This window comes from Rahnella sp. CJA17(1/100) (assembly GCF_963881615.1).
GTDB classification, from domain to species: domain Bacteria; phylum Pseudomonadota; class Gammaproteobacteria; order Enterobacterales; family Enterobacteriaceae; genus Rahnella; species Rahnella aceris.
This window is the reverse complement of sequence record NZ_CAWOJA010000064.1, coordinates 74759-88653: the sequence shown is the minus strand read 5'-3', so window position 1 is coordinate 88653 and position 13895 is coordinate 74759. Positions and strand designations below refer to the sequence as shown.

Annotated in this window: 14 protein-coding genes; 6 read left to right on the top strand and 8 right to left on the bottom strand. The window is 54.3% G+C overall.

The genetic code is table 11. The features are described from left to right. The first annotated feature begins 7 nt into the window (after positions 1-7). The 4 genes from AACU55_RS21050 (at position 8) to AACU55_RS21035 (ending at position 4608) form a co-directional block, all read left to right on the top strand. Positions 8-859, top strand: a complete 852-nt coding sequence (locus tag AACU55_RS21050) for a sugar ABC transporter permease (protein WP_134706059.1) — start codon at positions 8-10, stop codon at positions 857-859. Between the two features lie 4 nt (positions 860-863). Beyond that, entirely contained in the window at positions 864-2075 is a 1212-nt protein-coding gene (locus tag AACU55_RS21045; protein ID WP_037035964.1) for a glycoside hydrolase family 53 protein, read from the top strand. Between the two features lie 65 nt (positions 2076-2140). Further along, positions 2141-4210, top strand: coding sequence for a beta-galactosidase (locus tag AACU55_RS21040; RefSeq protein ID WP_134706058.1), 2070 nt, complete (start codon positions 2141-2143; stop codon positions 4208-4210). An 80-nt stretch (positions 4211-4290) separates the two neighbouring features. Further along, a complete protein-coding gene (locus AACU55_RS21035) occupies positions 4291-4608 on the top strand; it encodes a glucose PTS transporter subunit EIIB (protein ID WP_013574915.1) in 318 nt (105 codons plus the stop codon). Positions 4609-4927: 319 nt separating this feature from the next. On the opposite strand, the gene AACU55_RS21030 is transcribed toward AACU55_RS21035, so the two are convergent. Beyond that, positions 4928-6184: a maltoporin gene (locus AACU55_RS21030; RefSeq protein ID WP_013574916.1), complete on the bottom strand. Its 1257-nt coding sequence runs from the start codon at positions 6182-6184 to the stop codon at positions 4928-4930. Positions 6185-6461: 277 nt separating this feature from the next. Here AACU55_RS21030 and AACU55_RS21025 point away from each other — a divergent pair, with 277 nt between their 5' ends. Both AACU55_RS21025 and AACU55_RS21020 read left to right on the top strand, forming a co-directional pair. Continuing rightward, positions 6462-7532 carry a LacI family DNA-binding transcriptional regulator gene (locus AACU55_RS21025; protein ID WP_037035960.1) on the top strand — a complete coding sequence of 357 codons (1071 nt, stop codon included), beginning with the start codon at positions 6462-6464 and terminating at the stop codon, positions 7530-7532. Between the two features lie 86 nt (positions 7533-7618). Beyond that, positions 7619-8095, top strand: coding sequence for a DUF805 domain-containing protein (locus AACU55_RS21020; RefSeq protein ID WP_134706057.1), 477 nt, complete (start codon positions 7619-7621; stop codon positions 8093-8095). Positions 8096-8122: 27 nt separating this feature from the next. Here the strand turns inward: AACU55_RS21020 and AACU55_RS21015 are convergent, their stop codons facing one another. The 7 genes from AACU55_RS21015 to citC are packed head-to-tail and all read right to left on the bottom strand — an operon-like array spanning position 8123 to position 13853. Then, positions 8123-8671, bottom strand: coding sequence for an RBBP9/YdeN family alpha/beta hydrolase (locus tag AACU55_RS21015; RefSeq protein ID WP_134706056.1), 549 nt, complete (start codon positions 8669-8671; stop codon positions 8123-8125). Continuing rightward, on the bottom strand, positions 8668-9507 hold the full coding sequence (citG, locus tag AACU55_RS21010) for a triphosphoribosyl-dephospho-CoA synthase CitG (protein WP_134706055.1): 840 nt from the start codon (positions 9505-9507) through the stop codon (positions 8668-8670). Before citG ends, AACU55_RS21015 begins: the two co-directional genes overlap by 4 nt. Further along, on the bottom strand, positions 9485-10024 hold the full coding sequence (citX, locus tag AACU55_RS21005) for a citrate lyase holo-[acyl-carrier protein] synthase (RefSeq protein ID WP_134706054.1): 540 nt from the start codon (positions 10022-10024) through the stop codon (positions 9485-9487). Before citX ends, citG begins: the two co-directional genes overlap by 23 nt. Beyond that, positions 10024-11550: a citrate lyase subunit alpha gene (citF, locus tag AACU55_RS21000; protein ID WP_013574922.1), complete on the bottom strand. Its 1527-nt coding sequence runs from the start codon at positions 11548-11550 to the stop codon at positions 10024-10026. The genes citX and citF overlap by 1 nt, the downstream gene beginning before the upstream one ends. 30 nt (positions 11551-11580) lie before the next feature. After that, complete coding sequence (gene citE / locus AACU55_RS20995) at positions 11581-12456, bottom strand: citrate (pro-3S)-lyase subunit beta (RefSeq protein WP_134706053.1); 876 nt, start codon at positions 12454-12456, stop codon at positions 11581-11583. Continuing rightward, on the bottom strand, positions 12453-12743 hold the full coding sequence (gene citD, locus AACU55_RS20990; RefSeq protein ID WP_134706052.1) for a citrate lyase acyl carrier protein: 291 nt from the start codon (positions 12741-12743) through the stop codon (positions 12453-12455). Before citD ends, citE begins: the two co-directional genes overlap by 4 nt. A gap of 15 nt (positions 12744-12758) precedes the next feature. Then, positions 12759-13853 carry a [citrate (pro-3S)-lyase] ligase gene (gene citC / locus AACU55_RS20985; protein WP_121019472.1) on the bottom strand — a complete coding sequence of 365 codons (1095 nt, stop codon included), beginning with the start codon at positions 13851-13853 and terminating at the stop codon, positions 12759-12761. Positions 13854-13895: the final 42 nt, after the last annotated feature.

The following is a 13895-nucleotide window of genomic DNA, read 5'->3' as shown; positions in this document are numbered from 1 at the left end:
GAAGGGCATGAGTAAGAACAGCAGTATTAAAAGAAACCGGTTTATCCGCCTCGGGCTGAGTTATTTCCTGTTGCTGATTGTGGCGGTGATCATTATTTATCCGCTGATCTGGACCGTCGGCGCATCACTGAATGCCGGTAACAGCCTGCTCAGCACGTCGATTATTCCGGAGAACGTCTCGTTCCAGCATTACAAAGACCTGTTTAACGGCGAAGTGAATTATGTCGGCTGGTACTGGAACTCGATGAAAATCAGTTTCCTGACCATGATCCTGACCCTGATTTGTGTCAGTTTCACCGCCTATTCCTTCTCGCGTTTTCGCTTTAAAGGCCGCAAAGACGGGCTGATGCTGTTTCTGTTATTGCAGATGATCCCCCAGTTTTCCGCGCTGATCGCCATCTTTGTGCTGGCGCAGTTACTCGGGCTTATCAACAGTCATCTGGCAATGGTGCTGATTTACGTCGGCGGCATGATCCCGATGAACACCTATCTGATGAAAGGCTATCTCGACGCCATTCCGAAAGATCTGGATGAATCAGCGCGGATGGACGGCGCGGGCAATTTCCGCATTTTCATCGAAATCATCATGCCTTTGTCCAAACCGATTCTGGCCGTGATCGCGCTGTTTTCCTTCACCGGACCGCTGGGTGATTTCATTCTTTCCAGCACCATTTTACGCACACCGGATAAGTACACCTTACCGATTGGCCTGTACAACCTGGTCGCGCAAAAAATGGGTGCCAACTACACCATGTACGCCGCAGGCGCGGTACTGATCGCTGTGCCTGTCGCCATTTTCTATCTGGCTTTACAAAAATACTTCGTTTCCGGCCTGACGGCTGGCAGTACAAAAGGATAATCCGATGACTTTCTTTTCTAAGAAGATTTTCAACAAAAGCGCAATGGCCTGCGTGCTGCTGGCGGTGTCATTTTCAACGGTGGCGCAGGAGGTGGTAATTAAAAAAGTCGCCAACGTCCCGGCGGATTTCATCAAAGGTGCGGATATCTCGACGCTGATTGACGTCGAAAAACACGGCGGCAAGTTCTTTGATCAAAACCACAAGCAGACCGACGCGATGGTGATCCTCAGACAAAACGGTTTTAACTACGTGCGTCTGCGCTTGTGGGTGGATCCGAAAGATGCGCAGGGGCATCCGTACGGTGGCGGTAATAACGATCTGGCCACCACGCTGGAGCTGGCGAAACGCGCCAAAGCGCAGGGTTTTAAAATCCTGCTCGATTTCCATTACAGCGATTTCTGGACTGATCCGGGTAAACAGTTCAAGCCAAAAAGCTGGGAGAAAATGGATTATCCGCAACTGAAAACTGCCATTCATGATTACAGCCGCGAGGTGATCGCCAGATTCCGGGCACAAGGCACCGTGCCGGATATGGTGCAGGTCGGCAACGAAATGAACGGCGGCATTTTATGGCCTGAAGGCAAAAGCTGGGGCGCGGGCGGCGGGGAGTTTGACCGTCTGGCCGGGTTGCTGAACGCCGCAATTGCCGGTGTGCGTGCGGATGAAAAAAATCCTTCTGATATCAAAATCATGCTGCATCTGGCCGAAGGCACTAAGAACGACACCTTCCGCTGGTGGTTCGATGAAATTAATCAGCGCAAGGTGCCTTACGACGTGATTGGCCTGTCATTTTATACCTACTGGAACGGTCCGGTTTCCGCGTTGCAGACCAACATGGACGACATCAGCAAGCGCTACAACAAAGACGTGATCGTGGTGGAAGTGGCTTACGGCTATACCACCAAAAACTGTGATGCGGCTGAAAACAGCTTTACCGAAAAAGAAGCCAAAGACGGCGGCTATCCGGGCACGGTGCAGGGGCAGGCTGATTTCCTCAGCGACATGATCAAAAGCCTGGTCGCGGTGCCGGATCATCGCGGCAAGGGTCTGTTCTATTGGGAACCTACCTGGATCGCCGTTGACGGCGCAGGCTGGGCGACACCGGCCGGGATGACCTACATCAACGACCACTGGAAAGAGGGCAATGCCCGCGAAAATCAGGCGTTGTTCAGCTGTGACGGTCAGGTTCTTCCTTCCATCAAAGTCTTCAATTAATCCCTTTTTCCCCGGCTTGATTGGCCGGGGAGTTGATATTTCTTAAAGTTCCTAAGGACCCAAGCATGACGAAATTTCCTCTTCTGAGCAGTAAGATTTCCGGGCTATTACATGGTGCGGATTACAACCCGGAACAGTGGCTGGAAAGCCCCGATGTGCTGATTCGCGATGTCGAAATGATGAAAGAGGCGCGCTGTAATGTCATGTCAGTCGGGATTTTCAGCTGGTCAGCGCTGGAACCTGAAGAAGGTCATTTTACCTTTGGCTGGCTGGATCAGGTGCTGGACAAGTTGCATGAAAATGGCATCTCGGTATTTCTCGCCACACCAAGCGGCGCACGTCCGGCGTGGATGTCGCAAAAGTATCCTGAAGTTCTGCGCGTCGGGCGTGACCGCGTAAAAGCACTGCACGGCGGGCGTCACAATCACTGTATGAGTTCGCCGGTGTATGCCGAAAAAGTGCAACTGATGAACAGTGCGCTGGCGAAGCGTTACGCGCATCATCCGGCGGTGATTGGCTGGCATATTTCCAACGAATACGGCGGCGAGTGCCATTGCCATTACTGCCAGACCCGTTTCCGCGACTGGCTGAAAGCCCGTTACGTCACGCTCGATGCGCTGAATCAAGCCTGGTGGAGCACTTTCTGGAGCCACACCTATACCGACTGGGCGCAGATCGAATCGCCGTCGCCGCAGGGCGAAAGCGGTATTCACGGCCTGAATCTCGACTGGCGTCGTTTTAACACCGATCAGGTCACCCGTTTTTGCAGTGAGGAAATCCGCCCGCTCAAAGCGGAGAATCCGGCGTTACCGGCGACCACCAATTTCATGGAATATTTCTACGATTACGATTACTGGAAACTCGCCAGCGTGCTGGATTTCATCTCGTGGGACAGCTATCCGATGTGGCATACCCGCAAAGATGATATTGGTCTGGCGGCGTATACCGCGATGTATCACGATTTAATGCGTACGCTGAAACAGGGCCAGCCGTTTGTGCTGATGGAATCGACGCCAAGTTTCACCAACTGGCAGCCGGTCAGCAAACTGAAAAAGCCGGGCATGCATATTCTGTCTTCTTTACAGGCGGTCGCTCATGGTTCGGATTCTGTGCAGTATTTCCAGTGGCGTAAAAGCCGCGGTTCTTCAGAGAAATTCCACGGCGCGGTCGTCGATCACGTCGGGCATATCGATACCCGTGTCGGGCGCGAAGTGGCCGAACTGGGCGGGATTCTCTCGGCGCTGGCTCCGGTGGCGGGCAGCCGCGTAGAAGCCAGAGTGGCAATTATCTTCGACTGGGAAAGCCGCTGGGCGATGGACGATTCCCTCGGGCCGCGCAATCAGGGACTGGAATATGAAAACACGGTTGCCGGACATTACCGTGCGCTGTGGGCGCAGGGCATTGCGGTCGATGTGATCAATGCCGATTGCGATTTAACCGGTTACGACCTGGTGATTGCGCCGATGCTGTATATGGTGAGGGCAGGCGTCGGCGAGCGGATCACCGCGTTCGTGCAGGCCGGTGGGCGGTTCGTCGCGACTTACTGGAGCGGTATCGTTAACGAAAGCGATTTGTGTTTCCTCAACGGATTCCCGGGACCGTTGCGTCCGGTACTGGGTATCTGGGCGGAAGAAATCGACAGCCTGACCGACGATCAGCACAACAGCGTCAGCGGCACTGAAGGCAATGCGCTGGGGTTAAACGGCCCGTATCGCGCCAGCGAATTGTGTGAAGTGATCCACCTGGAAGGTGCGGCCGCACTGGCGACGTACGGTGACGATTTCTACGCCGGCACGCCAGCCGTGAGCGTGAATCTGTTTGGCAAAGGGCAGGCGTATTATCTGGCTTCCCGAAACGATCAGCAATTCCACGCCGATTTTTATACCGCGCTGGCGAAAGAAATGAAGCTGCCACGGGCGATAGCCACCGATCTGCCTGAAGGTGTCACTGCCGCACGACGCACCGACGGTGAAAGTGAATTTATCTTCCTGCAAAACTATGCCGCCGACAGCCAGACGGTGACATTGCCGGATGATTACCGTGACATGGTTCACGGCGGTATATTACCGCGCACACTGACGCTTCCGGCATTCGGTTGTCAGATCCTGTCGCGGCGTTTATCTGTTATTTCTTAACCCATTATTTTTAACAGCGACGTGCAATCAGGATTTCCCGGTTGCACGTTTTTTTTCATTCCTGAAAGAGAGTGTTCATCATGGTAAATATTAAAGACTTTATGCATGTATTCTCTGCGAAGAATAAAACGCCTGACAATGAAGTGCCGCCATCGACTGACGTGGCGTTATTAATTGATGCACTCGGCGGGCGCGATAATATTGTGAATGTCGATGCCTGTATTACCCGCCTGCGCGTGACGGTAAAAGAACTTAAGCGCGTGAACTCCGGTGCTATCCAGCAGACCGGTGCGATTGGCGTGGTGATTATCGGCCAGGAAGTGCATGCGATATTCGGTAAACAATCCGACAGCCTGAAGAAATTAATGACTGAGAAGTTTGGACTGAAAAGTAATTAAACGCTGTTGCTGAAACAATCCCAAAAATAAAGGCAGCCCGACACAAGGCTGCCTTTATTGTTTCTGCTTTTTATAAATAATAATAATGATGCTGCTGTGCGGAGAAAAAACGTAACGATCCCCTACAAGAGAAATTAAGTTTTTATCTGTCGCTGTATAACAATGAGGATATTTCTTTAATAACTAACACTTATTTTTTCAAAGTCATTGGAGTTGCAGCCAGGCGGCAAGTGAACGAATCCCGATGAGCTGACTGAAGTCAGTGATTCGGGTGAGTAAACGCAGCCAACGCAGCAACAGCTTCAAGAATGAAGGAAATTTACCACCAGGCTTCTACCTGTACCCCAAAGTTCCACGTATCCGCTTTGGTATGGTCGTCAAACGTATCGCCATGCTCAGAATCATTCAGATAAGACGCGAACACACGCAATTCAGGGCGTGACATAAACTCCGGACCGGCTGCCAGACCCATCGCCAGTGTATATTTCTGACCGCCTTGCTTGTAGTTCGAGCCGTTCTTGTAATCATCTTTCTGATAGAAGGTACCGACTTCACCGATGGTACGCACATACTCTGTCCACTGGTATTGCGCGCGGCCTACCAGAGAAACCAGCTCAGTCGTGTCGGTGTAATCCGTGATGTTTTCTGCATGGCCGTAGGTCAGCACATGGTTGAGGCTGAACTTACTGGTGATCGGAATCAGACCGGTGATGATGCCACGATAACCGGTAGCGTCATTGGTGTAGTTCCACATATCGTACCAGCCACCGCCCTGCGAAATCATGTTCTGCGCCAGGCCTTTATCCGCGTACTGCAACACCAGTTTGTTATAGCCGCCCCACATATCCTGACTGATTTCACCGGTCAGCATCACGCCGTTATCCGCATCGTACAGGCCGCCGTACTCTTTCTGGTCATGCGACAGGTTTGGCATGGCGTAGTCGGCACCGATTTCCATCCAGGCACCGCTCCACGGTTTGATCCCGGCATAACGCACGTCGATGTAGTTAATGTTCACATCGTTATTGCCATCCACGCGGTAATCCACGTCATTGGCATCGCCACGGATCCACGCCAGAGAAAGCGCACCTTCACCCATTTTCAGGTTCTCAATACCGGCACCGGCACCGGAAATGTTCCAGTATTTGGTATCGATGATGTGTAAGTCGTGGCGCTGGTAATAACGTTTACCGCCCCAGATCACTGCATCTTTATCCCACGGCACCAGTCCTTTGATTTGCAGATTCAGCTGACGCAGGCCGAACTGTGCATCATCATTCAGGGTATTTTCATCATCATTGGAGCCGTCAGACACCATACTGACCATCGAGTCGACGTAAAAACTCACGTCGTCTTTCTTGTAAACTTCGCTGCCCAGTTCGACTTCGCCGTAGGTGTCATCTTCGTTACCCAGACGCCCGACTTTGTTTTTCTGGAATTGTTCCAGACCGCCACCGCCAGAAACCCCCAGCCCCGAACGCAGATATCCATGGAAATCAATATCATTTGCCACAGCAGGGCCCGCTGTGATGGCGAGGGAAACCGCCACAGCCAGAGTGCGTAAGTTGTGTTTCATTTTTTTTCCTTATGATTGTATGACGTTCACATTTACGAAATCTATAAGATACCCAGAAACAATAATGATCAATTTTACATATTGTGAAATGTGAGATATGTCTACAACTTATGAATTAATGATAAATCAGGAGTGATGTAAATCACGATTATATGCAATGTTAACGTATAACTTATGCAGCAACGAACGCCCGGATTGAACTTTTAAATGAGATCCCGTACGTTGGCTCGATTATCATAAGATTGAGCAAAATCACGGGCTGCTGTGTGGGGAAAGAATGAAATCAAAAAGTTCGACATTAGAAGATGTTGCCCGCTATGCCGGTGTTTCGTACCAGACGGTTTCGCGGGTGTTAAACAAATCGGCCAATGTTTCAGATGCCACGCGTCTGAAGGTCGAACAGGCCATTGAAGTTCTGCGCTATGTGCCGAACCGGCTGGCGCAGCAACTGGTTGGAAAGCAGAGTTTTACCATCGGACTGGTCACCACATCACTGGCGTTACACGCGCCGTCGCAAATTGCGGCGTCAGTGAAGAAATATGCCCATCAGGCCGGGTATCAGGTGTTGATTTCAATGATTGATGAGGACGTCAATCAGAGCATTCAGGACTCCATTAACGAGCTGAAATCACAACGCGTTGACCGCATGATCATTAACATCCCGCTGGAAAGTGCCGAGGCTGAACGGATTTATGAAAACAACCGCGACATTCTGTGTCTGTTTCTCGATGTCGACCCGACCAGTCCGGTGTTTAACGTCTGCTTTAATCCGGCTGACGGGTCGCGTGCCAGCGTGGAATATCTGCATGATTTAGGGCATCGGGAATTTGCCTTGCTGGCGGGGCCGGAAGATTCTGTGTCTTCCCGTTTGCGTCTGAAAAGCTGGCAGGAAACGCTGGCAGAGAAGGGCATTCAGCCGGTGACTGTCATCCACGGCGACTGGAGTGCGAAAAGCGGTTATTACAGCGCGTTGCAGATTTTGCGTGAAACTCCGCAATTCACCGCCATGCTGGTGGGCAATGACCAGATGGCGCTGGGCGTCATCAGTGCGCTGCATCAGCACAATGTGGCCATTCCGCAGCAGGCGTCGATCATTGGCTACGATGACACGTACGACAGCGCATTCTTCCATCCGTCACTGACCACCGTGTCACTGGATCTCGATTTGCAGAGCAAAGAGGCGGTTGAACATTTACTGGCCGAAAGCGCGGAGGTGATGTCATCCAAAATTCTGCCCGCGAAACTGGTGGTGCGTAATTCGACCCGTGCGCCCGGGCAGCAGGATAAAGATCTCAATCAGATAGCCGATCAGCTTGATCTTCTGGCGCGGCAGTTGCGGGGCCAGTAAGAAAACGCTTTAATTCCCGGCTTATTGAAAAGCAGAATGAAATTTCCATTGAAACATCAGATGAACAGGCAAAAGGACGTGATGAAATGACGCTATGGCAGTGTTATGTGCAGGGCTGGAAAAAGTATGTGGATTTCCGTGGTCGGGCGAGCCGCAAGGCGTTCTGGACCTTTGCTCTGGGCAATTTGCTGATTATTATTTTGCTGACGATGGGCGTGTCATTCCTGTTCGCGCTGGCGGGTAATCCTTACAGCATTTTCTACGCGGGTGTCGCTTACACCCTGTTTGCGCTGGCGACGGCATTACCGTTGCTGGCGGTCGGTGTCCGGCGTATGCACGACATCAACCGTTCCGGCTGGTGGTTTGGTGGCGTTTATCTGGCTGGTATTGTCTCGCGCCTGCTGAATACGATCCTGATGCAATACGCTTCAGCGGAAACCTATGTCTGGATGAAAATCACGCTGGGCATCGTGCTGGGCTGGATCCCGCTGCTGGTGATGGTTTTCCTGTGCTGCCAGAAATCACAGCCTGCGCCGACCACACAAACCCGCATTGTTGAGTAACGTCACGCTGAAAGCATTATTGCGCATTTAATCCGACAAGTTTGCCGCCAGTTGCGCGGCAAACACCTCCAGTTTTGCCAGCCCCCACGACCAGTCGCCGAATCCTGATTCCACATTGATATGTCCGGCTTCGCCGATATCTGCCAGCTCGCAGCGCCACGCCTGTGCCCAAAATTCCGCGCGGGTAAAGGTCAGCAGCGGATCGGTATGGCTGGCGACCAGCAGTCCCGGCACGGCCAGCGGTGCAGGGAGAATGTCATCACCCAGTCCGAACCGCACAGGCTCGGCGGGGGCGACCAGCATGACACCCGCCACGCGTTGCGGATGACGGTTCGCCCACACCAGACTGGCAAGCGCGCCAAAACTGTGGCCGATCAGCAGCAGCGGAGATGTCGCCTGTTTTTGCTCGCGATCGATGGCGGTGATCCAGCCCTCGAGATCAACCTGCGCCCAGTTGCGCTGTTTTATACGCAGCCAGTGCGGATGCTGCGCATGCCAGCGGCTTTGCCAGTGTCCGGCCTCGCTGTCACGTAATCCGGGCACCAGCATGCGGGTGAATTCAGGGGACGAATTCATTGCGGGAAAGCCATCAGCACGGTGGCAATCGCCAGCAAATCAGCACTGCCGCCAGGGCTGAGATTGCGGGCGATCAGGGCGCGGTCCATCTGCTGCAAATCCTCTGTCTTCCAGCCTGTTATCAGCAACCGGCGGGCGTAGTCCTGCACGAAATGTAATCCGTCCAGCCCGCCGCGTGCTACCAGATTGGTATCGGGGTTATAGGCCATCAGGCGCAGCAAAGCATTAAGACTGCGGCGCCCGGAATGGCTTTCCTGATACCAGTACGGAAAAACGTGACGTCGCAAAGTGAGGAACCCGCTCTGCACTTCGCCACGGGCACCGGTCATGCCGTGCGCCATAAACAGCCGTTCACCGGCAGTCACCGGCTGGCGGCAGCTTTGCAATTCACGTTCAACCAGCCCTTGCGTCATGGCGGCCACTTCAGCGCATAAGCGGTGGCGGGTCAGTGGCTGGCTCTGGCCAGTCAGCCTGCCTGCGGCGGTGCACAATAATCCCAGTGAAAAGATGCCGCCTTTATGCGTATTAACGCCTTGTGTGGCACCGAACATCGCCTGTTCGCAGGCTATTCCGGTCGGGCGGATGCGCGTCAGCATCGCCTGCGCCGGTTGCAGGAAATCCTGCTGACCAAGGGCGAAAAACTGATGCAGCCAGGGCGTGATGGCGTCAATGCTGCGCAGAAACAGGGGTAAATCCATGTCGCTGTGCGAGCCGTTATTGGCGCTGTCGACCAGTCCCGGTTTGGGCGTCAGCCACACTTCACGGCGCAACGCCTCTGCCGCCAGCGTGGCGATGTCCGTGCAGGCAGGGTGTTCAGCGCGTGCGGTGCCAGCCATCAATCAGTGCCTCCACTTTAGCGATAACGTCCGTGAGCGGGTGCTGACGTGAACGGGCGCAGGCATGCGCAGGACCGTCGCAAATCAGGCAGCGGCGGCTGGCATTGTCCAGCGAACGGCGGCCAACAACACCCGCCTGCGGGCAGATCACATCGAAATCCCATAAACGCCCGAGGGCATGCGATTGTTCCAGTTCAACCGTGGCCGCTTTCACTTCCGGCGCAGGATGTGCCACGCACCAGAACGCTTCGGCGCCGGTCGGCAGCCAGAAAACCTGATGTTTCAGCACCGGCCAGCCGTGTTGCAGCAGCATAACTTCGGCACGTTGCAACGCCTCGCGCATCACCTGACGCCAGGCCACGGAGTCTTTCACCGGCCCCGGTGTCACCAGCGTGAGTGAAATCAGCGGTTGTGAGAATTGAGTCAGCCAGTCGGTTTGCCGTTTGGCACGCAGTTCCTTTGCTGCCAGCAAATCCTCCAGGCTGACGCCTGCATCCGCAGGCGTCATGATGGTCATTATGCGTCCTCTTTTACCTGATGAACCACGTCGATCACGCTGCCGTCGCGATAGCGGATAACGCCCACCACACGGTCAGTGAATTCAATCGGTTTCGGTTCGCCGGTCAGGGAAATCGCCCGCTGATACAACGCTTCGATGTCCATGATTTTCATGCCAGCCTCTTCCAGCCGCTGACGAATTTCAGGACGTGCCGGATTGACGGCGATGCCGTGGTCAGTCACTAGCACATCGATGCTTTCCCCCGGTGTGACGCGGGTGGTGACGCGACGTACGACTGTCGGAATTCGGCTGCGCAGTAAAGGCGCGACGACAATGGTCAGATTGGCCGCACTGGCGACATCGCAATGACCGCCGGACGCGCCACGCATAACGCCGTCGGAACCCGTGATCACGTTAACGTTAAAGCCGGTGTCAATTTCCAGCGCACTCAGAATGACAATATCCAGTTGATCGCAGCTCGCGGCTTTGGCACCCGGATTGGCATAAACGTTGGTGGAAATCTCGATATGCTGCGGGTTACGGCTAAGTGATGCGGCAGCCTGACCGTCGAAACATTGCGTATCCAGCAGCGTTTCAATCAGGCCTTTTTCATGCAAATCCACCAGACTGCCGGTGATGCCCCCGAGGGCAAAACGGGCGGTGATCTGGTTGCGTTCCATTTTCTCTTCCATGAAACGGGTGCAGGCCGTAGCCGCTGCGCCGGAACCGGTTTGCATTGAAAAGCCCGGTTTGAAATAGCCGGAGTATTCGATGACTTCAGCCGCCGTGCGGGCGATCATCAGTTCACGCGGATTACTGGTCACCCGTGCAGCGCCGACGCTGATTTTTGCCGGATCGCCGACCTGATCGACTTTAACGATGTAATCCACCTGATCCTGCACCAGGCTGGCGGGCATATTAGGGAAGGGCACCAGTTCTTCGGTCAGCAGCACCACGGTTCTGGCGAACTGCGCATCCACCATCGCGTAGCCCAGCGAACCGCAGCAGGATTTACCGTGCGTGCCGTTGGCATTGCCGAATTCATCGCTGCATGGCACGCCGAGAAACGCGACATCAATCTTCAGCTCGCCGTCCTGCAATAATTTAACCCGCCCGCCGTGCGAATGGATTTGTACCGGTTCTTCCATCAGTCCGTGAGAAATGGCATCGGCCAGTTTGCCACGCATCCCGGAGGTATAAATACGGGTGATGACGCCGTTGCGGATAGGTTCGATCAGCGCATCGTTGCAGGTCATCAGCGAACTGGACGCCAGCGTGAGATTTTTAAAACCGAGTTTCGCCAGTGTGGCGACGACGTTATTAATGACCTGATCACCTTCACGGAAAGCATGGTGGAAGGAAATGGTCATGCCGTCTTTCAGGCCGCTGCGGGCGATCGCCTGTTCCAGTGAATCACAAAGTTTACGGTGCAGGCGGGCATCGGGATCGGAAAGATACGGCGTATTGCGGTGCGCGCCGTCAAAGGCAGTCAGATGCCTGAGCTGCGGATAAAGGCTGTGCAAAGTTTCAGTTAAATGACTCATTATCTTGATATTCCTGTGCAAAATTGAGGGCTAGCGACGGATGCCGGATGCACTGGCGCGTTCCAGTACCACCTGCGCATGGTTAATGATCGGGCCATCGATCATCTTGCCGTTGAGCGAAATTACGCCCAGACCGTTGCGCTCGCCTTCCTCTGCGGCGGCAATCACGCGGTGCGCATAGTCGACATCTTCCTGCGTCGGTGCGTAAGCGTTATGCAGCAGCTCAATCTGTCGCGGGTTGATCAGGGATTTGCCGTTAAAGCCCATCTTGCGGATCAGTTCCACTTCACGCAGGAAACCGGCCTCATCGTTGATGTCGGAATACACCACATCGAAGGCGTCAATTCCGGCCGCGCGTGCCGCGTGCAGCACGGCGCAACGGGCATAAAACAGTTCGGTACCGTCGCCGCGCTCGGTTTGCATGTCCATCACATAATCGAAAGCCGCCAGCGCGATGCCGATCAGACGCGGCGAGCAGCGGGCGATCGCCACGGCGTTAATCACACCAATGGCCGATTCGATGGCCGCCATAATTTTGGTGGAGCCAACTTCGCGACCGCAGTCTTTCTCGATGCGTTCGATATGCGCTTCCAGCTCAAAAATATCTTCCGGCGTATCGGTTTTGGGTAAGCGCACCACATCCACGCCCGCCCGCACCACGGCCTCGAGATCTTTAAGGCCAAAGGGGGTGCTGAGCTGATTGATGCGCACCACGGTTTCAATATCGCGATACATCGGGTGTTGCAGGGCATGAAATACCAGAATGCGCGCGGTGTCTTTTTCGCGCAGCGAAACGGCATCTTCCAGATCAAACATGATGGAGTCAGGGCGATAGATAAATGCCGTGGATAACATGGCGGCGCTGGACCCCGGCAGGAACAGCATACTGCGGCGGAGTTTTTTCATCGTAATGTCTCCCAGTTAATCTCTTCAGCCTGTGCCGCACGCAGTACTGCACTTTGTACCCGGGCGCGGATCACACAATCCAGCGCACCTTTGTCTTCGATAATCACCAAACCCGCGATGACGCCGAGTGTACTCAGCGTGTCATTCACCACACTGCGGATCTGGTCGCCAAATTGTTTGGCGACCTCGCTGCTGATCACCACATTCAGCTCACTGGCCGGGGCGATTTTTACCAGTAAATCGCTGGATTCAACCGTGCCTGCCAGCGCCTCCTTCACAATTTTCATCAATATTTCCTGCTGTTAACAAAGTGAGGGTGAAATAATAAGAACATCGTCATGCGCCGGTTCTGCGGGCGCAGTGGCGGAATAGTGTTGTTCAAGGTGTACATAAGTGCTGAGCGGAACAATGTCCCGGATGCGCGGTAACTGATGCGCCCGGAGCAGCGCACGCACTTCTGAGGCTGAAATGGCCCGGCCGCTGGCGTGACGTTTGCGCGGCAACTCAATCACCTTCAGCGGTGGCGACGCCAGGCGTGCGGGCGCCTCCAGCCAGTCATGCATGTCGCAGTTGTACTGATGGGTCACCGGACAGAAAGGTTCGCTGCCGACAAAACGGTGGGTAATGCCTAACGCCGGTGCGATGTACTGACGAAAAATCAGCAAATCCATCACGCTCCACGCCTGATTCACCAGCCCGGCGTCCTTGAGAAAATAGCCGGGAAAAGTTGCGCGGGAGATCAGGTATTCAGAACCGGCATGCACCGTCACGTTGGGCAGGTCCGCGACACCCAAACGGACCATTTCAAGACGTTCTTTAAACGGGAAATACGACACATCTTCGCTCACCACAAACACATGCAACCAGTCACAGGTTGCCGCTGCCTGTTCTGCCAGAAAGCGATGCCCGAGGGTGAACGGGTTGGCATTCATCACCACGGCACCGATGCGCTGGCCGTGGTGGTGATGGCGCTGCAACCCGCGGCAATAATGGCTGATGCCCACCGGCGTGTTTTCCATCAGCACGGCAACGTCGTCCCATTGCACCAGCGGGTAAAATCCGCAGCCGCGAAAGCGCTGCAGATTCGATGGCCGCGTATAGAGAAATAAATGGAATTTGCCGCCGGACACCGCCAGATTTTCCACTTCACCCAGCAATCTGGCGCTGAGATTTTCCCCGCGCCAGTCGGCGGCCACGGCGACGCATTTGATAGTGTTGCTGACCAGACCGGCGCAGCCGACCAGACGGCGGCCGGAGCAGGCCACCACGAACTGCTCAATGTCGTCATCCATGCCTAACTGGCTTTGCTGCAACAGGGTGCGGATATCCTCCAGCATGCCTTCCGGCGGCTGGCTGACACTGATGACATGAAAGTCCGGTTGGTCACGGCTGAACATAATGCGTTCCTGATGTCGGCTGTAAGTCAAAGCGATGTTTAA

What these genes read in the sequence shown, in the direction of transcription:
- AACU55_RS21050 (WP_134706059.1), top strand. Translation starts at nt 8, where the DNA reads ATGAGTAAGAACAGCAGTATTAAAAGAAACCGGTTTATCCGCCTCGGG.
- AACU55_RS21045 (WP_037035964.1), top strand. Translation starts at nt 864, where the DNA reads ATGACTTTCTTTTCTAAGAAGATTTTCAACAAAAGCGCAATGGCCTGC.
- AACU55_RS21040 (WP_134706058.1), top strand. Translation starts at nt 2,141, where the DNA reads ATGACGAAATTTCCTCTTCTGAGCAGTAAGATTTCCGGGCTATTACAT.
- AACU55_RS21035 (WP_013574915.1), top strand. Translation starts at nt 4,291, where the DNA reads ATGGTAAATATTAAAGACTTTATGCATGTATTCTCTGCGAAGAATAAA.
- AACU55_RS21030 (WP_013574916.1), bottom strand. Translation starts at nt 6,184, where the DNA reads ATGAAACACAACTTACGCACTCTGGCTGTGGCGGTTTCCCTCGCCATC.
- AACU55_RS21025 (WP_037035960.1), top strand. Translation starts at nt 6,462, where the DNA reads ATGAAATCAAAAAGTTCGACATTAGAAGATGTTGCCCGCTATGCCGGT.
- AACU55_RS21020 (WP_134706057.1), top strand. Translation starts at nt 7,619, where the DNA reads ATGACGCTATGGCAGTGTTATGTGCAGGGCTGGAAAAAGTATGTGGAT.
- AACU55_RS21015 (WP_134706056.1), bottom strand. Translation starts at nt 8,671, where the DNA reads ATGAATTCGTCCCCTGAATTCACCCGCATGCTGGTGCCCGGATTACGT.
- citG (WP_134706055.1), bottom strand. Translation starts at nt 9,507, where the DNA reads ATGGCTGGCACCGCACGCGCTGAACACCCTGCCTGCACGGACATCGCC.
- citX (WP_134706054.1), bottom strand. Translation starts at nt 10,024, where the DNA reads ATGACCATCATGACGCCTGCGGATGCAGGCGTCAGCCTGGAGGATTTG.
- citF (WP_013574922.1), bottom strand. Translation starts at nt 11,550, where the DNA reads ATGAGTCATTTAACTGAAACTTTGCACAGCCTTTATCCGCAGCTCAGG.
- citE (WP_134706053.1), bottom strand. Translation starts at nt 12,456, where the DNA reads ATGAAAAAACTCCGCCGCAGTATGCTGTTCCTGCCGGGGTCCAGCGCC.
- citD (WP_134706052.1), bottom strand. Translation starts at nt 12,743, where the DNA reads ATGAAAATTGTGAAGGAGGCGCTGGCAGGCACGGTTGAATCCAGCGAT.
- citC (WP_121019472.1), bottom strand. Translation starts at nt 13,853, where the DNA reads ATGTTCAGCCGTGACCAACCGGACTTTCATGTCATCAGTGTCAGCCAG.